Raw genomic sequence first — 19,635 nt, 5'->3', positions numbered from 1 at the left:
ACCCTCAATGAGCCGGGCCAGGGACACCCTCACCAGCACCGGAAAGGCATCGCCATGCAGTTCGGCATTTTCTCCGTCAGTGACGTCACCCGAAACCCGGTCACGGGCGTCACCGTCAGCGAGGCGGAGCGCATCGACGCCATGACGCGGATCGCTGTCAAGGCCGAGGAGGTCGGTCTGGACGTATTCGCGATCGGCGAGCACCACAACCCGCCGTTCTTCTCCTCCTCCCCGGCGGCTTTCCTGGCCCACGTCGCGGCGCTGACCAAGCGGATCATCCTCTCGACGTCGACCACGCTGATCACCACGAACGATCCGGTGCGGATCGCCGAGGAGTACGCGATGGTCCAGCACCTGGCCAAGGGCCGGCTGGACCTCACACTCGGCCGCGGAAACACGGTGCCCGTCTACCCCTGGTTCGGTCAGGACATCCGTCAGGGACTGCCTCTGGCTCTGGAGAACTACAACCTGCTGCACCGGCTGTGGCGCGAGGATGTCGTGGACTGGGAGGGCTCGTACCGCACGGCCCTGCAGGGCTTCACCTCGACGCCTCGGCCGCTGGACGACGTGCCACCGTTCGTCTGGCACGGCTCGATCCGGACGCCCGAGATCGCCGAGCAGGCCGCCTACTACGGCAACGGCTTCTTCGCCAACAACATCCTCGCGCCGACCGGCCACTTCCTGCCATTGGTCAACCTCTACCGCAAGCGCTTCGCGCACTACGGCCACGGCACCGAGGAACAGGCGATCGTCGGCCTGGGCGGTCAGGTCTTCCTCGCCCGTAACTCCCAGGACGCCTTCCGCACGTTCCGCCCGTACTTCGACGAGGCCCCGGTCTACGACCACAGCATCTCGTTGGAGACCTATGCCGAGCGCACCCCACTCAGCGTCGGCAGCCCGCAGCAGGTCATCGACAAGACCCTCGAATTCCACGACCTCTTCGGTGACTACCAGCGCCAGCTCTGGGTGGTGGACCACGCTGGCCTCCCTCTGAAGATCGTCCTCGATCAGCTCGACCTGCTCGGCGAGGAGGTCGTCCCCGTGCTGCGCAAGGAGTTCGCCTCCCGCCGATCCCCGCACGCCGCCGAGGCCCCCACCCACGAGCGCCTGGTACGGCAGAAGTACGGCGACACGCCGCCGCGCCAGCCCCGCCCCAACGCCAATCGGGGCGACAACGTCACAGGCACCTCGCCGTACCAGGACAGCGACCCCAGCGCGCCCGCGGTCTACCCGGTGATCAAGTGAACGCCGAGGCACGCCTGGCTAACGAGGCATGGGAAGCCCTCTTCCGGGCCCAGGTCGTCCTCGCCCGCCGGTTCACCGACGACGACATCTGGCACGAGCTCACACCCAACGAGTACGACGTCCTCTACACCCTCAGGAAGTCACCTCAGGGCATGAGCATGACCGAGATCAACCGCGGCATTCTCCTGACCCAGGCCGGGGTGTCGCGGCTGTGCAGCCGTCTCGTCCAGCGCGGGCTCGTCAGCCGGGACTGCGATCCACGCGACCGTCGCGCCTCCGTGCTCACGCTCACCGAGGCGGGGGTCGAACTCCAGCGCGCCGTCGGCGCCCGCCACGCCGCCGCCGTCACGGCCGCCATGACCGAGGCCCTCGCCCCGGACCAGCTCGTCCAGCTCCGCGCCCTCGCCCAGCAGATCGTCGACAGCGCCGACCCGGGCCCGCCCCGGCACGACAGTCAGGAACCCTCATGACCGCCCTCCCCTCGGCCCTCGAAGCCGGCGACACCCCGCCCCGCCGCATCGTCGTCGTCAACGCGGGCATCGGCACTTCCTCGTCGTCGCGTCGGCTCGCTGACCGCATCGCCCAGAAGGCGCTCGACCAGCTCACCGTCCAGCACGTCCCGGCCACCGTCGCCGTCATCGACCTGGGACCGCTCGCCGGTGAGATCGCCCACGCGATCGTCGGCGGCCACCCACAGGGCGAACTCCTCACCGCAATCCAGACCCTGGCCGCGGCCGACGGCGCAGTCGTCGCCACGCCCGTCTACAAGGCCGGCATCAGCGGTCTGCTCAAGTCTTTCATCGACATCCTCGACAACGACCTGCTCATCGCCACACCGATCGCCCTCGCCGCGACGGCGGGCACCTCGCGCCATGCCCTTGTGATCGACGACCAGCTGCGTCCGCTCTTCGCGTTCATGCGTTCCCTGCCGGTCCCGACCTCGGTGTTCGCGGCCCCCGAGGACTGGGCCGACCCGACACTCGGCCGGCGGATCGACCGCACCGCCGTCGAGTTGGCGACCCTCGTCGCGAGTTCGATCCGCAATGCCATCACCGGGCAGGGATGGGACCGCTACCAGCACACCTGGGGCGGCAACGCCCGACCGGACCAGCCGCAGGAGGTCGACTTCGACACTGACCTCATGCGCCTCGCGACCGGCGGCTCGACCCTGACCGACCGCAGGGCCGGCACCACCTGACGTGACGCGGGCGCGGAGCCGTCGCGCCACCTCACGTTCCTCGACCGCGCGTCCTGCGGAGTCGCGCCGAAATCACGCTGCGGAGGTGCCTGCGGCTGGCGAACGGGTAAAGGTGGACGATGAAGTCCACCTGGAAGCCCCACGAGCAACACGGCAGCCTCACCGACAAGGACAAGCGCGAGCTGCCGGCGACAGTCTTCGCGTTTCCGGACGAACGCAAGGAACCGCTTACCGACGCGGCGCACGTCCGTAACGCCATCGCCCGCTTCGACCAGGTGCAGGGCGTGGACGACGCCGATCGCGACCTGGCGTTCCAGAACATCCTCGCCGCGGCCGCACACTATGGCGTCGAGGTCGCCGAGACCGACTGGCACCAGCTGGGTCGCCTGCCCCACACGCCGAACCCCGCCCACTGACCGGACGACCGCTCGGCGGGCGGTGGCTCGGTGCCAGGGTAGTTTCCTGCAATGAGTGATGACAGCTTCCGCTCGGTGACGGTCGAGCGCACCAGCGTGGGGCGATACGTCGCGCGCAACGTCCGTGGCGGATCGATGCCGATGGGCACCGGCGAGGACGCCAGCTTCACGCCGGTGGAGCTGCTCCTGGCTGCCCTCGGCGGCTGCACGGCGGTGAACGTGGACCACATCACCAGCCGTCGCGCCGAGCCGACGCAGTTCTCCGTGACGATCAGCGGCGACAAGATCCGGGACGAGGCCGGCGGTAGCCGAATGCGCGATCTCACCGTCGAGTTCACAGTGACGTTCCCGGAGGGCGCGGACGGTGACCGGGCACGCGAGGCGCTGCCCCGGTCGATGCGGCAGTCGCACGAACGACTGTGCACCGTCTCCCGTACCGTCGAACTGGGCACTCCCGTCACGGTCGTCGAAGCGGCTGGAACCGCCGCCGGCTGAGCGGTCGGGCCGGGACGAAGGCGACGGCGCCACATCCCGTACGGCCGAGGGAAGGCTGCGATGATCGTGGCCGTGGAGGTGCAGGAGCAATGACGGCGGACAGCGGAGCGGCACCTGGTCTGTTGGCTGTCTATCCCGGCACGTTCGACCCGTTCACGCCGGGACACCGCGACCTCGTGGCCCGCGCTCGCGTGATGTTCGATCGGATCATCGTGTTGCTCGCGGTGAACGCGGACAAGCAACCAACCGCCGAGGCCGCAGCCAGGGCGGTACAGGTTCGTGACGCAATGCCAGCAGCCTGGGACAACGTCGAGGTCGACATCTGGACGGGCCTTACCCAGGCCTATTGCCTACGCCGCGGTGCCACGGTCATCGTTCGCGGCGTGCGCACGGCTGCGGACCTTCGCTACGAATACCAGCTCGCCGCGATGAACGAGCAACTCGGCATGCAGACCGTCTGGCTGCCGCCCCGTACGCATCTCGCTGCCGTCTCGTCGACGGCGGTACGCGCCTACCGTGCGGCGGAGTCCGCACCGCCGGTCTCATGACGGTGACGAGCGCCGCACTCGGAAGCGGGTGACGATGACGCGACGCTGGGCCTGCTTATCGCCGTGGCTGCCCGATCGTGGTTCAGGCCAATGCCTGGGCGATGGCGAGGGTGTGCTGATATTCGCGCCAGTGGGCCAGTTTGCCGTCCCGGGTCCGCAGCACCCCGATGAACGGCGCCGAGGCGGTTACCCCGGTCGCCGTGTGCGTGCCGACCAGTTCGTACTCGACGACGATCACCTCCGGGTCGGCGGTCTCGTGCACAACCAGGTTGCGGCAGTCGTGGAACTGGACCGGGAACCCCGCCCTGCCGGCTTGCGTGTACTCGAGAACCCGTTGCTTCCCCTCGGTTCGCGTAGGGCTGCCGGGTGCGGCGAACGGTGTCTCGATCACCACGTCGTCGGCGAGCGAGTCCTCCTCGTAGGTGGGCAGGTTCGCGAGCCACCGGGCGCGCATGCTGTCGAAGATCTCGGCTGGTGTCATGGCGTCCCCCGATAATGAGTCATGACTCAACTTGTACGCCGAGGATAGTGAGTGGAGGCTCATTTTGATAGAGGGGCCGCCGTTGCGTGTCGACGCGCAGCGCAACCGGGCACGCATCCTGGACGCCGCCGAGGCGGTCTTCGCCGAGTTCGGCGCCCGCGCCTCCACCGAGGAGGTCGCGCGGCGAGCCGGCGTTGCCATCGGTACGGTCTTCCGTCACTTCCCGACCAAGGACGACCTGCTCGTCGCGATCATGAAACGACTGCTCGCGCAGCTCGTCGAGGATGCCGGAGACCTCGACCTCTTCGCGTTCTTCACGCACACGGTGGCACAGGCCGCGGCGAAGAAGACCGCCGTGGACCTGCTCGCCGGGTCCGGGGTGGACATCCGGCTTCCGGACGCGGTGGGCCACCTGGAGGAAGCGGTGGGCAGGCTTCTGACACAGGCGCAGGCCGCCGGAGTCGTCGGCGATTCGGTACGGCTACCCGAGGTGATGGCGCTCCTTGCCAGCGTGTGCCAGGGCGCTCTGCACGGTGGGTGGGACAAGCAACTGCAAGCCCGTACGCTCGCTGTCATCTTTGCGGGCCTGAGCCGCGACTGACCGTCGGCCTCGTGTTTCAGGCGGCCGTGACATGCACTCCGGTCGCGCCTTGACCTCAACCGCGCTTCAGCTTGAACACTGGCCGGGATGCTGTCTCGGTGAAGGGCGTTACGCATGCGCGCAATTCAGGTGGCCGTGTTCGGCGGTCCGGAGGTGCTGTCCCCCAGCGAGTTGCCCGACCCGGCACCCGGCCACGGCCAGGTCGTCGTCGGCATGGCCGCGGCGGACGTCATCTTCCTCGACACCCTGCTGCGCAGCGGCTGGGGTCAGGACTTCTTCCCGAAGGTGTTGCCGTACGTGCCAGGTGGCGGAGGTGCGGGCGCGGTGGTGGAGATCGGCGAAGGGGTGGACCCGGCGTGGATCGGCAGGCGTGTGGTCGTATGGGCCAGCACCGGGTACGCCGAACGGGTCGTTGCGGACGTCGAGGAGACCATGCCGGTGCCTGACGGGCTGGCCATCGAGGCAGCGGCGGCGCTGGTACACGATGGCGTGACCGCACTGCGGCTGGACCGGCTGGGTCGGCCGCAGAAGGGCGAATGGGTGCTTGTCTCAGCAGCTGCCGGCGGGGCCGGATCGTTGCTGGTGCAGTTGGCCGTCGACGCCGGCGCCCGGGTGGTGGCCGCCGCGTCCAGCGACGTCAAACTGACGCTGGCAAGCGAGTTGGGCGCCGAGGTCGGCATCGACTACACACGGCCGGACTGGATCCACCGGGTACGGGAGGTGACCGGTGGTGGTGCCGCGTTGGTCTACGACGGGGCAGGTGGCCCCCTCGGCACCGCCGCGCTGGAGGCGGTGGCCGACGGCGGCAGGTTCGTCACCTACGGCACAGCCGACGGTTTCGCCGAACCGGACCCCGAGTCGGCCGCGCGCCGCGGCATTCGGGTGCTCGCACCGTTGCTGGACGGCCCACCGGACCAGGCGACCGTACGCGAACTGCTCGGCCTGGCACTGGAACGGGCCGCGCAGGGTCGGTTGCGGCCGGCGATCGGTGCCACCTACCCGCTGGAGCGTGCCGAGGATGCCCACCGTGCACTTGCCGAGCGGGCAACGGTGGGCAAGTCGCTGTTGGTGATCGGTGACCGGACGGCTGGTTGAGCAGGCCACCCCCGCACGGTCGGCTGTGTCGAGGGCAGGCGCTGGGGGCGGCCTTCGTCCCGGTGAGAGGCTGCACGCGTGGGGATGGACAAGGAGATAGCGGCAGGGCTTGCCGACGCGCGTTTGGCTGACTGGCGACGTGTGGACTACGACGGCTGGCTGACGATGGTCGACGACAAGGACGTACGCCAGGTCGTCGGCGAGGACGGCAGGCGGTACACCGTTGTCAGCTACGCCGTTCACGACGGCGATGGGCGCATCCGCATGTCGGTGGCCGTGGACCACGGAGGGCTGTCGGCATTCGTACCGCTGGTGCGAGACCAGATCATGAATTCGGACGGCACGTTCGTCGAGTGACCGCTTCGGCGTGACTACACTGCACGACCGTGCGCTCCGCCGAGATTCTCGACCAGCTCGACACCGCTGCCGAAGAATTCATGTTTCCGGACCTGGGCCACGGCTACAACTACGCGGTCGATGCCAGGCTTCACGCCTACCGCGACGCGCAGCGGTGGGCGCTCATCGTCGAGACGTTGGGATATTCGCCCAGGGCTGGCAATCTCATCGACATCCTCCACGTCTTCGGCAACTGTCTGACCGAGGGCGAGCCGGGCTACGGCAACGACGACTTTCTCAGCCGGGTCGACAACTGGGACGAGATCGAGGACGTAGACGAGCCTGAGATCTACAACGGTTCGTCGATTGTGGTGCGAGGCCAGCGGATCTCGGTGGCGGCCGAGCCGGGCGAGGAACTTGTCGACGTGCTTCGCCGGCTCGTCCCGGATCACCGGGAGCTGCTTCTTGCCGACGAGGTCGAGCTGCGGCGGCGGATCCCGGCCGACCTCCCGGAGATCGTACGGCTGGACCTGTGGCACCACCCAGACCCGCTCCAGGCACCTCCCAGTGAGTCGACGACCTTCCGCCAGCTAGCCGAGGTGCTGGCGACAGGAGATGTGACACGGTACGCGCCGGACCTGCCACCCAACACGCACTGGTCGAACTGGCCAGAGTCCGGAAGCCTCTAGCGGGCGGCAGGCAGCGGCAGGCTGTTGAGGGCACACCGTCGGCTGCGACCGGTGGCACGATGCGACTGTGTCGACTTCTGCGGAGGGCTCCTCCAAAGCGCGCATCGTCACGGCGTTGCTGCGCGACGGCGACCGGGTGCTGCTGTGCCACCGATCTCCCCGGCGTCGGTGGTATCCGGACGTCTGGGACATGCCCGGTGGACACGTGGAGCCTGGGGAACCGCCCGGCGTGGCACTTGCACGAGAGCTTCGAGAGGAGGTGGGCATCGAGATCGCGGTGCCCTCGGGCCCGCCCCTGCACGAGGTTCATACCGACACGTTCGACATGCAGATCTGGCTGATCGAGGCGTGGACGGGATCTCCGGTCAACGCCGCGCCGGACGAACACGATGCCATCGGGTGGTTCACCGAAGAGGCGCTTGGAGAACTGTCGCTGGCTCATCACAGCTACCGTGCGATGTTCGGCAAGGTTCTCGCCGAACCCCGAGCCTGACCAAGTCCATCTCCGGATACGCCGCCGCAGCAGCCGCACCGCTCAGCCGCCGACGGCAGGGCGACGTCCTCGGAGCGGTTGGACTACGGTGCGCCGGTGAGTAGATTTCGCCGCACCTACCGCACCGTGGACGGCCGACGGATCGAGGGCACCTGGCGGCCCATTTTCACCCGCAACATGGACACGTACTTCCTTGCCGATCTGGTCGTCTACGCCGACGGCGCGATCGACTGCGGCACCGGCGGGCTCACCGACCTGGACGGGCTGACCGAGCAACTCCGCCAGGGCAGGGTCGCGACCACCATCGAAGACGGCGCGTGGGCATCAGCGCACCATTTGGCGGGGTGGCGGTTCACCGAGGCTCGCTCCGCCATCGACGACAAGATGCTTCTCGGCGAGGTCGCGGACGAAATCGATCGGCTCAACGATCGGCCGGGTTCCACCGGCCGCTGCCTGCAAGCAGTGGCGGCCTACCTGGCCGACCCCACCGAAGACAACCGGCGTACGGTTCGCGAGCGCTACCTGGCAATCCCCGAACACCTGCGCGTCTACGCCCTCGGCGACATGGACCGCAAGGACGCTCCGCTGCAGATGTTGGCCACCGACCTGGGTGAACCACTGCTCGGCCGACCGAACGGACCGATCGTCACCGAGCAGACGCGGGCGGAGGCAGTCGCGTACTTCCGCGAGCGGGAAACCGCGATCGAGACCTGGGAGGCGCGGGTCCCCGCCGATGGTCCCGAGCACCCGACACAGCCCACATTGACGATCCAGAAGACGGTCTACCCGCAGGGCTGGCCGGATCCTCCCGGCGTCGAAGTCCTCCAGAACGACTACCCGGCCGTCATCGCCCTCGGCGAGAACACCTACCCGAGCGTCACGCACGCCTATTGGGCGCTCTCAACCCCCGACCCGCACTGGCACGACCAGATCACCGCGGCCCCGAGGGGGTACGACGCCGGCAAGCTCGCCGAGCAGGCACCTCGCCGCGCCGACTGGGCCTCGGCGCGCCTTGCCGTCATGGCCGCCCTGCTGCGCGCCAAGTACACCCAACACCCGCAGATGGCACAGACCCTGCTCGCCAGCGGTGACGCCCACATCGTCTACGTCGACTTCTCCGCCTACTGGTCCGTCGGCAGTGAACGAGCCACCAACTGGATCGGCCGGCTGCTGGAAGTCATCCGCTCCGAACTCGCCGCCGTCAGGGCCGGGATTTCCCTTCCGGCGTTTCATGGCGACGGCTCGCGGGACTTCTGACATTCCTCACCATCGCAACTCCTAGCCCTTTGGGCGTTGGAGTCGGCACCAGCAGGCGACGCTTCGTGGATCTCGTCGCGGCTCTCCCAGCGAATGCGTGGGCGCCGGCCGTCGAGTGGGGTTATCCCTCGGCGCCGGGTCGGCTGTGCACCACCAGTTCGTCGATCTCCAACCGGCCGACGCGCAGTTCCCGCACGACCGCCCGGCGGATGGCGAGCCGCCCGATGACGAGCACCCCGACAGCCACGGCCCCGACAGCCAGCGCCCCGACAGCCAGGGCGCCGAGCGACGCCGCCCCCGCAGCCCGCGCGCCTGTAGCCGCCGCGCCCGTCGCCACCGCGCCGTTGGCGCGCGTCCCAGTCAACCGCATCAGGCGAACCTCTCGCTTCATACCGCCATTGTCCGCGTACCGCCGATCACCCGCGCTCCAAGTCCACAGTTCTGGCAGACACGGACAGCTGTCGCAACAGCCGAGCTGAGATCGTCAACGTGTGTCGGCATCCCCAGGCTGCGTGTCAACTCGTCCTGGCTAGGCGCCTCGCGGGAGCCGCGGGGCAGCCAGGAACGGATCAAGGGCTCCCCGCAGGCCACGCCGCTATGGCCATGGAGAGGTATGAGTTGTGTCGGTAGGCCGTGGGAAACTCTCGCGCCGTGAACGTTGATGAGTTCTGGGCGGTTGTGGAAACGGCCGGGGAGGGTCTCGACGGGCGGACCGGCGACGCCGGTGAGGCCGTTGCCGCGGCGCTGGTGACGCGCTTGGCTGCAACATCACCGGAGCGCATCCTCGAGTTCCAGGACCTGTTCGACCAGCTGCATGGTGCGCTCTACCGCTGGGACGTGTGGGCGGCTGCGTACCTGATCGGCGGGAGATGCTCGGACGACAGCTTCATGGACTTCCGGGCGGGAGTGATCACGCTGGGGCGCGAGTGGTACGAACGCGTCCTGGCCTCTCCCGACGTCCTGGCCGACCATGCCGTGGTGCGACATGCGGCGACCGAGGAAGACGGCGGCGTGTTGTTCGCCGAGTCGGTGAACTACGTGGCCAGCGTGGCCTACGAGCGGGTCACGGACGATGACCATGCCTTCTACGAGGCGATGGAAGCCCGTCAGCAAGTTGCGGTCGGCAGTGACGCAGGCCGCGAGCCCGACATGGGTGAGGACTTCGACTTTGATGACGATGACGAGATGCGGCGTCGGCTGCCCCGGCTGGCCGGGTTGTTCCTCGTCCCCGACGAGGATTGATCTCGGCCGTTGAACTCCGCCGCCGCTCGGAAGGCGTGGTCACACCAGAGCATCCTCGAGCAACCAGTTGCCAACGGGCAGGGTTTACGCTGTTCCTCGCGGCCACTGCACGATCTTCGGTTGTCCTCACAAACCAATCATGATCATGCAGCGGGCGCGCTCAAACGAGGCAGCGCACCGGAGACGACGTGGCGAACCGATTCCAGCAAGCCATGCGGTTGATGCGTAACCACGATGCACAGACCCAAGAGGACGGGTTTCACCAGCTGCGACCCTACGCCGCGCAGCACCTCGATGAGCTGATCACCGAGTTCAACAACGAGACCGCCCATGGCCTGCGCTGCTGGTTGCTCGAACTGATCGGCGAAGCCCACTCGGAACAAGCTCTGCCGGTGCTGGTCGAGCAACTTCACGGCGACGACGAATCGCTGCGGTCCTGGGCTGTCAGGGGCCTCGAAAAGCTCGATACCAGACCGGCACGTCGCCACATACACCAAGCCCGCGCTACAGGCTTGATCCCCTGACGGCGAAAGGGCACTGGCCTGACGTCAGCCCGGTCGCGATCTCGACTTCGGTGATTCAGCGCGCGCGGCGGTAGTGCATGGACATCACGCCGTTGCTCAGCGGCTCCGCCGAGAGCAGTTCGAGCCGGCGAGTGGCGGGTAGCCCGCCCTGATACAGCGTCGGGCCGTGGCCGGCGATCATGGGTTGAACAAGCAGCTTGTACTCGTCGATCAGGTCCAGCCGGTCGAGCTCGGTCGCGAGCTTGCCGCTTCCGACCAGGACCCCGTCCGGGGTCGCGTCCTTGAGCTTCTGCACGCCCTCACGCAGATCGCCGGTGATGTGGTGACTGTTGGTCCACGGGAAGTCCGTGCGCGTCGACGACACCACGTACTTGGGTTGAGCGTCCAGCTTGACCGCCCACTCGCGTAGGGCCGGCGGCGCCTCCACGTCACCGCGGGCGACGGCCGGCCAGTAGCCCTCCATCATCTCGTAGGTGACGCGACCCCACAGCATCGCGCCGCTCTCTTCCAAGAGACGGGTGAAGAAGGCGTGCGTTTCGTCGTCGGCGATTCCCTCCTGGTGGTCGACGCAACCGTCCACAGTGATGTTGATGCTGAAGGTGAGCAATCCCATGGCCGGGGAGTCTAGTGCCGCTGAGGCATCGGGCCGCACCATCATTAGCCGCGTCGCATCACATCCGGATATGCGTTGTCTACCTGTCCCTCCGCCTATACGAGAAAGTGCCGCGCCGTGAAGACCTGAAAGCCCGGAGCTGCGTGCACGGCAAGCATCGCCGGAGCGCCGCAATAGGCTGCCCATCGTGCACGGGTTCACCGATGTCGACGGACCGTGCAACACCTTGCCGACCCGCACGGCGCAATCGCAGAAATCATCAGGGTCGTCCGTCCCGGCGGTCGCGTCGTGCTGGCGGACCCCGACTACGACACTCAGCCCGTCGTTTCACGTACGCTGTCACGTTCTTCCTTACCGCCGCCACCGTGGGGCGGCGACCACGACACCACCGAGTAGGACGTGCGCCGGGTACCCGTTGTGCGATTATGACCGACATGTCGTTTAGATCTCCCCCGGCCAGTGCCGCCTGGCGGCATCTCGACGCCCGCAACGGGTTCGAGGTCGTCTACTTCCGCAGCGGTGGCGGCCACCTCATGCAGGGCTGCACGACGGCGGTCGAGGACGGCGAGCCGTGGATCGTCGACTACACAGTCGAGGTGGACGACGCCTGGCTCACCCGCCGCGTGTCGGTGACCCGCCGCGGCCCGTCCGGGCCCGACGAGGTGCGGCTGGAGAGCGACGGCAACGGTCGGTGGTGGGTGAACGATGAGCACGCGCCGCACCTGGACGGCTGCCTGGACGTCGACCTGGAGTCCTCGGTGATGACAAACGCCCTGCCCGCGCACCGGATGGGGCTGCCGGTGGGCGGGCAGGCGGAGGCGCCGGCCGCGTACGTCCGGGTCGGCGAGATGCGCGTCGAGCGCCTCGAACAGACCTACCTGCGCGCCCCCGACGCCGACGGACGCCAGCAGTACAACTACGCCGCGCCGGCGTTCGAGGTCGAGTGCCGCCTGGTGTACGACAGGTCCGGTCTGGTCCTGGACTACCCCGGCCTGGCGGTACGCGCCGGCTGAGCCAGGCCGGGTGGCCCCGCCGCGGAGGCCCTGTGGAAAACGTGTGTCCCGACGCCGGACGAGCCGTAACGCCGGCCGGGGATTCCGCCACCGAACAGGGGCGGGACGAGCACGTCCCGAGGGGACCACAGGCACACGGAGGTGCGGCATGTCCACCCGACTGGAGACGATCCGGGCCGAGGCGCTGTTCGTCTCGGACCTGCAGTGCTCGCAGCCCATCCGGCCCGGGGAGGTGCGCTGTGTCGTCGCGTCGACGCTGCGGCGCTACCGGGTCGGTGGCTGCGCCGCCCGGCTGGCCAGCGAGTTCGGCGACCATCCAGAGATCGCGGTGCGACGGATGGCGTGGGCGCTGGCAGCGGTACGGGCGGTCTACCCGACCGCGCCGCCGGCCACCGCGCCGAACCAGACCGTGGCAGCGACCACCACGCTGGACCAGAGCGCACCGCCGGCCACGGCGCCGGACCGGACCGTGGCGGCGACCGGGACGGACGGTACCCCGCGGCCGGTGTCGTCCCTGCGGCTGGCCGAATGAGCGTCGCCGGCAGCGCGACGGGCGCGCCTCCCACTGAGCGGGAGGCGCGCCCGTCGTGCTGCCGGACCGGGTCAGCCGGCGCGCAGCGACGCCGCTCCGAAGGACACCGAGAAACGCTTGCACCAGATGCTCAGGCTCGTCAGCCCGTCGAGGTCGACCGAGGGATCGATGTCGTACACCTGGTCTCCCCGGTTGCCCTTGAGCCGGGCGACGTCCACGAACCGGCCTTTTTCGAAGGCGTCCCATCCGGCGGTACCCCGGACCACCCGCTGGTCGCTCAGCCGTACGAACAGGTCCGGGCCGTTGGACGTGTCCAGGTCCCGCAGTACCAGTTGCCTGCGCCCGTCGGCCAACTCGACGAGCTGGGCGGTTCCGCTGGTGTCGTGCTCGTGGTCGATGAACTCGCCGGCCAGCAACAGGCGGTTGCCGTCGTCGCCGCTCGACGTACCGCCGGAGTCCCGCTCGGCGTCGCCGCCGGAGTCCTCCGATTCCCGCCGGTCGGCGTCGGCACCGGACTCCGCGTCCGGTTCGGCGCTCCCGTCGGCCGGTTGCTCATCCTCGGTGTCGCCCGACTCGTCCTCGGAGGCATCGTCCCCGGCGGGGGTCTCCGCAGCCGGATCCTCCTGCGCGCCGTCGTCATCGGTCTCCGGGCTGGCCGGCGGAGCGTCGGGCACCGACGGCAGTGTCTCCTGCACCGTCCGGTCGGTGACGAGCTTCCACGGCTGGAACCAGTAGGCGCCAGCACCGACCATTCCGCCGAGCAGGGCCAGCACCAGCAGCACCACCAGCGGCGAGCGTCCCCGCCGGCGGTCGGCGCGCGGGCCGTCGGCATCCCGCCCCCGGTCGTGTACCGGCGGGAACTGGCGGGTTGCGTTCGCGCCGGCCGGCGGTGGGCCTCCGAACGGCGGGCTCACCGGCGGCCAGCCGTCCGACGGGCGCCCGGGTCCCGCGCCGACCGGCGGCGGTGGCCCCGAGGTTGCGCCGCCGGAACCCGACGGCGGCGGGCCGGCCGGGCCGGAGCCGGGCGAGTCGAAGCTGCGCCAGCGCTCGTGGTCACTCATGACGTCACCCCTGTCGTCGTTTCGGCCTTGCCCCGCACCAGCTCGACGAACTCGTCTCGGCGCACCACGGCCCGGGTGTGCCGGCCCTGGAACACCAACTCCCAGTCGTCGTACGCGGATACCTCGAAGACCAGCCGACGACCCCGCCGCTCGACCAGCCGGGCGCTGATCCGCACCTCCCGGCCCTGCGGGGTCGGTGCCAGGTGCGCGGAGTCGTGGGACACCCCGACGGTCATCTCACCGTCCTCCAGGTGCTCCTCGACCGCCCGCATCGCAGTGGTCTCGCCCCACCACAACAGCACCGGCGTGGCGAGCACGGGCAGGTCGTTGCCCCAGTGGCCGGCGGTGTCCCGGTCCGCCACCCGGTGGCGGACCGTGCAGCTCAGCTCCGTCGTCGACGGCTTCATCACCAATGTCCCTTCGACTCGGTGGCGGCGGGTGCCGCCGGCAATGCCCGCAGGGCCTCATCCCAGCGGGCCACCATGTCGTCCAGTTCGTTCTCGGTCACCGTCAGCGGCGGGGCGAGCACCACCGCCGAGGAGTACGCCCGCACCAACAGACCCCGCTCGGCGGCCAGCTCGGCGGCCTCGTGGGCGACCGCGTCGTACGGCAACTCCCGGTCCCCTGGGTGCAGCACGTACGCGGCGAGCAGCCCCTCCTGGCGGATCTCCCGTACGGCGGGATGGTCGGCCTGACCGGCGAGACGGCCGGCCAGGTGGTCGGCCAGGGCGGCCACGCGGCGCCCGGTCTCCGGGTCGGCCAGGATGTCCAGGGCCCGGTCGGCGACGGCGCAGGCCAGTGGGTGTCCGGCGGTCGGGCCGCCGTGTCCGAGACCGCCGATCACCGCCGCTCCGGCGACAAGCGAGGCGCTCACCTCCGGGCCCACCAGCACCGCGGCCAGCGGGACGTGCGCCGAGGTGAGGCTGGGACCGAGCACCAGCAGGTCGGGCGGCGGGTCCAGCACGCCTGTGCAGGTCAGTGGTCCGGTCCGGCGCAGCCCGGTCACCGACTCGTCGGCGATCAGCAGGATGTCGTGGCGGGCCAGCACCGCGCGGATCGCCGGCAGGTAGTCCGCCGGAGGCACTAGCGCGCCTGCGGCGGTAAGCACCGGCTCGACGACGCAGGCCGCCACGGTGTCCGGCCCCAGCTCGTGGATCACAGCTGTCAGCTCGTCGACCAGTTCGGCGACGACGGCGGCGGCCCCGGCGGCGGCCCGATGCGGCGGCCGGCGCAGGTGCACCGTACCGGCGTCCGGGTCGGCGAAGCCGTGCGACACCGCCGGCTGCGCGCTGGCCGCCGCGCTGAAGCCGGTGCAGCCGTGCAGCGCGCCCTCGACCGCGAGGATCCGCCGCCGCAGCGGCCGGCCCTGGGCGCGGTGGTGGTAGCGGGCGAACCGGACCGCTGTGTCCACCGCTGCCGAGTCGCAGCTGTCCAGGTAGACCTGGTCGAACCCGGGCACCGTCGCGGCCAACCGTTCGGCGAGGTGGTAGGCCGCGTCGCTGGCCTGCCGGTGCCCCACCGGGCCGGCGGGCAGCCGACGCAGTTGTCGCGCGGCGGCGTCCACAAGCTCGGGGTGGGCGTGACCGAGGCTCACCCCGTCCAGCCCGCCGGCCGCATCGAGGTAGGTCCGTCCGGCGCGGTCGCGGACCCGCACCCCGGCGCCGTCGCACAGCAGCCGGGCGGGGTGGGCGCCGGGTGGACCGCCGTGCGGCAGCACCAGCGCGGACGTCGCTGTCGTCGCTGTCATGTCGTCTCCTCCTGGTCGGTCCTGTCGTCGCACAGATCGGCGTACGTGGCCTCCACCAGGTCGAGCAGCGCCGCCAGCTCACCGATGGTGGTGTACGGGTTGAGCACTGTGACCTTCAGCCAGGACTCGTCGCCGTGTGGTCCGGGCAGGGTGGCCCGCCCGAGGACGGCGACGCCCCTGTGGAGCAGCCGTCGGCGTACCTCGGTGATCAGGTCGTCGGCCACCCGGCCACCCGGGCGAGCTGGCGCCGGCCGGAACAGCACGGTGCTCAGCATCGGCACCTCCCGCAGTTGCACACTGGGCCGCGCCCGGACCTCGGCGGCGAACGCGCGGGCCAGGTCGCAGCAGCGGTCCACGAGGTCGCCGAGCCCGGACCGGCCGAGTGCCCGCAGGGTCACAGCGATCTTCAGCACGTCGGCCCGCCGGGACGTCCGGATCGACCGCCCCAGCAGGGATGGCAACCCGGCTGCCACGTCGTCGTCGGCGTTGAGGTAGTCGGCGGTGAGGTCCAGCGGTGCGAGCCAACCGGCGTCCCGTACCGCCAGCAGGCCGGCGGCCAGCGGCTGCCACCCGAGCTTGTGCAGGTCCAGCCCGACCGTGTCGGACCGGTCCAACCCGGTCAGCAGGGCGCGCCGCCGCTCGGACAGCAGCAGAGCCCCGCCGTAGGCGGCGTCGACGTGGAACATCGCCCCACGGGACCGGGCCAGGCCGGCCAGCGCGGGCAGCGGGTCCAGCGCGCCCCGGTCGGTGGTGCCGGCGGTGGCTACCAGCAGGACCGGCGTGTCCACCCCGGCCAGCGCCGCGGCGACGTCGACGGGGTGCAGGACGCCGTCGCGGCTGGGCACCACCAATGCCGGCGGCAGGCCGAGCTGCCACGCCGCCCGTGGCACCGAGTGGTGCGCGTTGTCGCCGCACACCACGCGCAGGGCCGACTGGGCGTCCGGCCGCCCGGCGAGCAGCACCCGCTCGCGGGCCAGCAGGGTCGCCACCAGGTTCGACTCGGTGCCCCCGGTGGTGACCAGGGCGTCCGGCGCGGGCGAGACCGGGTACGCCAGCCGGGCCAGTTCCCCTGTGACAGTGCGCTCCAGCGCGCTTGTCGACGGCGCCTGGTCCCACGAGTCCAGGGAGGCGTTCAGGACGCCTGCCACCAGGTCGGCGGCGACGGCGACGGCCAGCGGCGGAGCGTGCAGATGCGCGACGCAGTACGGGTGGGCGGGGTTGACCGAGCCGACGGCGACCGACCGGGCGAGGGTGCGCAGCGCCTGGTCGGCGCCCACTCCGACGTCGGGCAGGACCGGGCCGAGGGCCGAAGCCGTGCCGGCGGTGACGGTGTCCGGTCCGCCGGCCGGAGCCGGGCCGCCCCGGCTTCGGTCACCGGCGGCGGTCTCGGTCAGTGCCGCCGTCACCAGCCGCAGCACCTCGGCCATGCCGTCCGGCGTGCCGGCCAGAGCCGGTGCCGGGCGGGCGGCGGTGGATGGTGCGGGGCGATCGTAGGTCCCGGGCCGGGTCATCAGGTCTCCTCACCGTGCCGGGCCGGTCGGGGCGGTCCCGGCCGGCATGGATGCCGCCGGGTCGCCCGGCTGGCCGGTCGGTGCGCCACCGGCGTCCGGACCGCCTGCCGCGCGCCGTCGGTCGCGGATCAGCAACGCGTAGCCGAGGACGGCGGCGCCGGCGAAGACCAGCCACACGCCCGGTCCCCCGTCGCCGATCAGCGCGGTGCCCGCGAAGTAGCCGATCGTGCCGCCGACGGCCCAGAAGACGTCGTGACCGCCGAAGAAGGCCGCCGCGTCGCGGGTGTCGGCAACCTCGGCGATGTAGATGTCGGCAGTGACGAAGACCAGCGTCTCGCCCACTGTGTAGACGGCGACGCACGCCAGCAGCCACCACAGCTGCGGCACCAAAGCGATGGCCGCCATGCTGACCGCCACCACGGCGAAGCCGGTGGCGCTCAGCGACAGGGCCGGACGCCGCTCGAACTGGCGGCGCAGCAGCAGCAACGCCACCAGGCCGGCCAGGCCGTTGACCACCAGCACCGTGCCGGCGAGTTCCAGCCGTCCGCTGAGGTCCGCCGCGTAGATCGGCAGCGAGGTCTGGAACTGGGCGTCGATGAACCAGAACAACGCCATCGCCGCGCCGAACCGCAGGAACCGACCGTTTGTGAAGACCCGCCGCAGGGACTGGTGCACGGGCACGTCGGTGGCAGTGGTGCGCAGGTGCCGGCGCTGCGCGGCGAACGCCAGCGCGGTGGCGAACATGAGCGCGCCGGCCACCAGGAACAGCGCGCGGGCGTCGATGACGACAAGCGCGCCGCCGATCAGCGGCCCGGTGGTCGCGCCGATGTTCTGGCCGAGGTTGAGCAGGGTGAAGCCCCGGGCCCGGCGCTGCTCGTCGGGCTCCGCGGCGAGCACCGCGTACGCGTTCGGCTCGTAGCCGGCGCCACCGATGCCGACCAGGGCCGAGCAGACCAGGAACCACCCGACGTCGTCGTTGAACGCGAACCCGGTCAGGCCGAGGCCGCGTACCGCCAGGCCGAGAATCATGACCCGGACGTGGTGCGCCCGGTCGCCGAGCAGCCCCGCGGCAAGCGGCAGCAGCCGGGCCGCGACCAGGTTGGCACCGAGGACCAGAGTGACCTCGGCGGCGGTGTAGTCAAGCCGGACCATCAGGACCGCCAGGAACGGCGCGACGCCGAAGGTGCCGATGTTGGTCAGCGCGCCGCCGACCACGATCAGGCGCGCGGCGGGTGTCAACCTCTGCATGTCGTTCCCTCCTGGTTCAGGCGCCCAGCACGGCCGCCGGGCTGCGACGCGTGGTCATCGCGTCCCCGACGAGGTCTGCGGTCTCCCGCCACTGGGCGACGGTCATGGTCAGGGCGGGGAAGAACTTCAGCACCAGTCCCCCACCGGAGGTCTCTGCGATCACCCCGCACTCGAACAGCCGCCGCTTGAGCTGGTCGGCACGGCCGGGCTCGTCGAACCGGAGGCCACTCATCAGCCCGCGTCCGGTAACCGTCGCGCCGCCGCCGGGTTCGGCGTCGGCCAGTTCGCGCAGCGACCCGCCGACCTCCGCGGCCAACCGGTCGACGTGAGCCAGGAAACCTGAGTCGGTCCAGTGGTCCAGGGCCGCCTCCGCAGTGACGAAGGCCAGGTTGTTGCCCCGGAAGGTGCCGTTGTGCTCCCCCGGCTGCCACGCGTCGAGCTGCCGGCGGATGAGGACCATCGCCATCGGCAGTCCCAGCCCGGACAGGGACTTCGACAGGCAGACCATGTCGGGCCGCAGGTCGGTCCCGTCGAAGCTGAAGAAGCTGCCGGTGCGGCCGCAGCCGGCCTGGATGTCGTCGACCACGAACAGGGCGCCGGCCTCGCGGGCCAGCCGCTGCACGCCGCTCAGCCAGGCGGCGGACGCCGCGGTCAGGCCGCCCTCGCCCTGCACGGTTTCCACCACCAGCGCGGCCGGCGGGTCGATGCCACCTCGGTCCTGGAGCATCCGCTCCAGGTGGTCGAGCGCCGCCGGGGACCCGTCGTCGTACGGCAGGATCGTGGCCGCGCCGAGCGGGGTACCGGCCGCGCGACGCAGCAGCGGCGAGGAGCTGAGGGCCAGAGAACCCAGCGACGCGCCGTGGAAGCCACCGCTGAACGCGATCACGTTGGTCCGTCCGGTCACCTTGCGGGCCAGCTTGATCGCGGCCTCGACGGCGAGCGTGCCGGCGGGTCCGGGGAACTGCAGGACGTGGTCCATCCCCCGGGGACGCAGCACCACGTCGACGAAGCGTTCCACGAACCGCGACTTGGCCACCGTGTACAGATCCAAAGAGGTGACCGGGCCACCGGAGAGCAGGTAGTCGCGCAACGCGGTGGCGATGTGCGGGTCGTTGTGGCCGTAGTTGAGGGCCCCGGCGCCGCACAGCAGGTCGACGTAGCGGCGACCGCTCACGTCCCACATGTACGGGCCGTCGGCCCGTTGGAAGACGACGGGGAACTCGCGGCAGTAGGACCGGACCTGCGACTCGTACCGCTGGCACGCGGTTTTCTCGGACATCGGTATCGACT

The 19,635-nt window shown here is 70.3% G+C and carries 26 protein-coding genes; 17 read left to right on the top strand and 9 right to left on the bottom strand.

What is annotated here, in order from left to right:
• Window positions 1-54: 54 nt before the first annotated feature.
• The 6 genes from ACPXB1_RS15540 (at window position 55) to coaD (ending at window position 3,902) form a co-directional block, all read left to right on the top strand.
• Window positions 55-1,245, top strand: coding sequence for a CE1758 family FMN-dependent luciferase-like monooxygenase (locus ACPXB1_RS15540; protein ID WP_355596287.1), 1,191 nt, complete (start codon window positions 55-57; stop codon window positions 1,243-1,245).
• Window positions 1,242-1,715, top strand: coding sequence for a MarR family winged helix-turn-helix transcriptional regulator (locus ACPXB1_RS15535; RefSeq protein ID WP_355596289.1), 474 nt, complete (start codon window positions 1,242-1,244; stop codon window positions 1,713-1,715). The genes ACPXB1_RS15540 and ACPXB1_RS15535 overlap by 4 nt, the downstream gene beginning before the upstream one ends.
• Window positions 1,712-2,443, top strand: coding sequence for a CE1759 family FMN reductase (locus ACPXB1_RS15530; protein ID WP_355596291.1), 732 nt, complete (start codon window positions 1,712-1,714; stop codon window positions 2,441-2,443). The genes ACPXB1_RS15535 and ACPXB1_RS15530 overlap by 4 nt, the downstream gene beginning before the upstream one ends.
• Before the next feature lie 119 nt (window positions 2,444-2,562).
• Complete coding sequence (locus tag ACPXB1_RS15525) at window positions 2,563-2,859, top strand: DUF6582 domain-containing protein (RefSeq protein WP_355596293.1); 297 nt, start codon at window positions 2,563-2,565, stop codon at window positions 2,857-2,859.
• 51 nt (window positions 2,860-2,910) lie between these two features.
• Window positions 2,911-3,354, top strand: coding sequence for an OsmC family protein (locus tag ACPXB1_RS15520; RefSeq protein ID WP_425735448.1), 444 nt, complete (start codon window positions 2,911-2,913; stop codon window positions 3,352-3,354).
• Between the two features lie 89 nt (window positions 3,355-3,443).
• Window positions 3,444-3,902 (top strand): pantetheine-phosphate adenylyltransferase, encoded by a 459-nt coding sequence (coaD, locus tag ACPXB1_RS15515; protein ID WP_425735447.1) that lies wholly within the window; start codon window positions 3,444-3,446, stop codon window positions 3,900-3,902.
• 82 nt (window positions 3,903-3,984) lie between these two features.
• On the opposite strand, the gene ACPXB1_RS15510 is transcribed toward coaD, so the two are convergent.
• Window positions 3,985-4,383 carry a nuclear transport factor 2 family protein gene (locus tag ACPXB1_RS15510; RefSeq protein ID WP_355596298.1) on the bottom strand — a complete coding sequence of 133 codons (399 nt, stop codon included), beginning with the start codon at window positions 4,381-4,383 and terminating at the stop codon, window positions 3,985-3,987.
• 82 nt (window positions 4,384-4,465) lie between these two features.
• On the opposite strand from ACPXB1_RS15510, the gene ACPXB1_RS15505 reads away from it, so the two are divergent.
• From ACPXB1_RS15505 to ACPXB1_RS15480, 6 genes are all read left to right on the top strand, one after another.
• Window positions 4,466-4,984, top strand: a complete 519-nt coding sequence (locus ACPXB1_RS15505) for a helix-turn-helix domain-containing protein (RefSeq protein WP_355596299.1) — start codon at window positions 4,466-4,468, stop codon at window positions 4,982-4,984.
• A 114-nt stretch (window positions 4,985-5,098) separates the two neighbouring features.
• The gene (locus tag ACPXB1_RS15500; protein WP_355596300.1) at window positions 5,099-6,079 is read left to right on the top strand and encodes a zinc-binding dehydrogenase; all 981 of its coding nucleotides are present in this window, start codon (window positions 5,099-5,101) and stop codon (window positions 6,077-6,079) included.
• An 84-nt stretch (window positions 6,080-6,163) separates the two neighbouring features.
• A complete protein-coding gene (locus ACPXB1_RS15495) occupies window positions 6,164-6,436 on the top strand; it encodes a hypothetical protein (RefSeq protein ID WP_355596426.1) in 273 nt (90 codons plus the stop codon).
• A gap of 29 nt (window positions 6,437-6,465) precedes the next feature.
• The gene (locus tag ACPXB1_RS15490) at window positions 6,466-7,104 is read left to right on the top strand and encodes a DUF7003 family protein (RefSeq protein WP_355596302.1); all 639 of its coding nucleotides are present in this window, start codon (window positions 6,466-6,468) and stop codon (window positions 7,102-7,104) included.
• Window positions 7,105-7,171: 67 nt separating this feature from the next.
• On the top strand, window positions 7,172-7,597 hold the full coding sequence (locus ACPXB1_RS15485; protein WP_355596304.1) for an NUDIX hydrolase: 426 nt from the start codon (window positions 7,172-7,174) through the stop codon (window positions 7,595-7,597).
• Between the two features lie 96 nt (window positions 7,598-7,693).
• Window positions 7,694-8,854 carry an NADAR family protein gene (locus ACPXB1_RS15480; protein WP_355596306.1) on the top strand — a complete coding sequence of 387 codons (1,161 nt, stop codon included), beginning with the start codon at window positions 7,694-7,696 and terminating at the stop codon, window positions 8,852-8,854.
• A gap of 121 nt (window positions 8,855-8,975) precedes the next feature.
• Here the strand turns inward: ACPXB1_RS15480 and ACPXB1_RS15475 are convergent, their stop codons facing one another.
• Window positions 8,976-9,224 carry a hypothetical protein gene (locus ACPXB1_RS15475; protein ID WP_053655874.1) on the bottom strand — a complete coding sequence of 83 codons (249 nt, stop codon included), beginning with the start codon at window positions 9,222-9,224 and terminating at the stop codon, window positions 8,976-8,978.
• A 281-nt stretch (window positions 9,225-9,505) separates the two neighbouring features.
• On the opposite strand from ACPXB1_RS15475, the gene ACPXB1_RS15470 reads away from it, so the two are divergent.
• Complete coding sequence (locus ACPXB1_RS15470) at window positions 9,506-10,096, top strand: DUF4240 domain-containing protein (RefSeq protein ID WP_355596308.1); 591 nt, start codon at window positions 9,506-9,508, stop codon at window positions 10,094-10,096.
• Window positions 10,097-10,284: 188 nt separating this feature from the next.
• On the top strand, window positions 10,285-10,620 hold the full coding sequence (locus tag ACPXB1_RS15465) for a HEAT repeat domain-containing protein (protein WP_355628722.1): 336 nt from the start codon (window positions 10,285-10,287) through the stop codon (window positions 10,618-10,620).
• Between the two features lie 55 nt (window positions 10,621-10,675).
• On the opposite strand, the gene ACPXB1_RS15460 is transcribed toward ACPXB1_RS15465, so the two are convergent.
• Window positions 10,676-11,233 (bottom strand): dihydrofolate reductase family protein, encoded by a 558-nt coding sequence (locus ACPXB1_RS15460; RefSeq protein ID WP_425735446.1) that lies wholly within the window; start codon window positions 11,231-11,233, stop codon window positions 10,676-10,678.
• A 216-nt stretch (window positions 11,234-11,449) separates the two neighbouring features.
• On the opposite strand from ACPXB1_RS15460, the gene ACPXB1_RS15455 reads away from it, so the two are divergent.
• The 3 genes from ACPXB1_RS15455 (at window position 11,450) to ACPXB1_RS15445 (ending at window position 12,778) form a co-directional block, all read left to right on the top strand.
• Window positions 11,450-11,629, top strand: coding sequence for a methyltransferase domain-containing protein (locus tag ACPXB1_RS15455; RefSeq protein ID WP_425735445.1), 180 nt, complete (start codon window positions 11,450-11,452; stop codon window positions 11,627-11,629).
• Between the two features lie 29 nt (window positions 11,630-11,658).
• Entirely contained in the window at window positions 11,659-12,246 is a 588-nt protein-coding gene (locus ACPXB1_RS15450; protein WP_425735444.1) for a putative glycolipid-binding domain-containing protein, read from the top strand.
• A 148-nt stretch (window positions 12,247-12,394) separates the two neighbouring features.
• Window positions 12,395-12,778 (top strand): hypothetical protein, encoded by a 384-nt coding sequence (locus ACPXB1_RS15445; RefSeq protein ID WP_355596318.1) that lies wholly within the window; start codon window positions 12,395-12,397, stop codon window positions 12,776-12,778.
• A 71-nt stretch (window positions 12,779-12,849) separates the two neighbouring features.
• Here the strand turns inward: ACPXB1_RS15445 and ACPXB1_RS15440 are convergent, their stop codons facing one another.
• From ACPXB1_RS15440 to ACPXB1_RS15415, 6 genes are read right to left on the bottom strand one after another with little or no spacing between them, the layout of a single operon-like run.
• A complete protein-coding gene (locus ACPXB1_RS15440) occupies window positions 12,850-13,839 on the bottom strand; it encodes a DM13 domain-containing protein (RefSeq protein WP_355596320.1) in 990 nt (329 codons plus the stop codon).
• Window positions 13,836-14,246: a thioesterase family protein gene (locus ACPXB1_RS15435; protein ID WP_355596322.1), complete on the bottom strand. Its 411-nt coding sequence runs from the start codon at window positions 14,244-14,246 to the stop codon at window positions 13,836-13,838. Before ACPXB1_RS15435 ends, ACPXB1_RS15440 begins: the two co-directional genes overlap by 4 nt.
• On the bottom strand, window positions 14,246-15,586 hold the full coding sequence (locus tag ACPXB1_RS15430; protein ID WP_355596324.1) for an aminotransferase class III-fold pyridoxal phosphate-dependent enzyme: 1,341 nt from the start codon (window positions 15,584-15,586) through the stop codon (window positions 14,246-14,248). The genes ACPXB1_RS15435 and ACPXB1_RS15430 overlap by 1 nt, the downstream gene beginning before the upstream one ends.
• A complete protein-coding gene (locus ACPXB1_RS15425) occupies window positions 15,583-17,097 on the bottom strand; it encodes a pyridoxal phosphate-dependent decarboxylase family protein (RefSeq protein WP_425735443.1) in 1,515 nt (504 codons plus the stop codon). The genes ACPXB1_RS15430 and ACPXB1_RS15425 overlap by 4 nt, the downstream gene beginning before the upstream one ends.
• 9 nt (window positions 17,098-17,106) lie before the next feature.
• Window positions 17,107-18,345 (bottom strand): MFS transporter, encoded by a 1,239-nt coding sequence (locus ACPXB1_RS15420; protein WP_425735442.1) that lies wholly within the window; start codon window positions 18,343-18,345, stop codon window positions 17,107-17,109.
• Between the two features lie 16 nt (window positions 18,346-18,361).
• Window positions 18,362-19,624, bottom strand: coding sequence for a diaminobutyrate--2-oxoglutarate transaminase (locus tag ACPXB1_RS15415; RefSeq protein WP_425735441.1), 1,263 nt, complete (start codon window positions 19,622-19,624; stop codon window positions 18,362-18,364).
• Between the last annotated feature and the right edge of the window lie 11 nt (window positions 19,625-19,635).

It is taken from the genome of Micromonospora sp. DT68, assembly GCF_049847245.1.
In the GTDB taxonomy this organism is placed as follows: domain Bacteria; phylum Actinomycetota; class Actinomycetes; order Mycobacteriales; family Micromonosporaceae; genus Micromonospora; species Micromonospora profundi.
The sequence above is the reverse complement of the archived record's forward strand: the minus strand, read 5'-3'. Positions and strand labels throughout refer to the sequence as shown.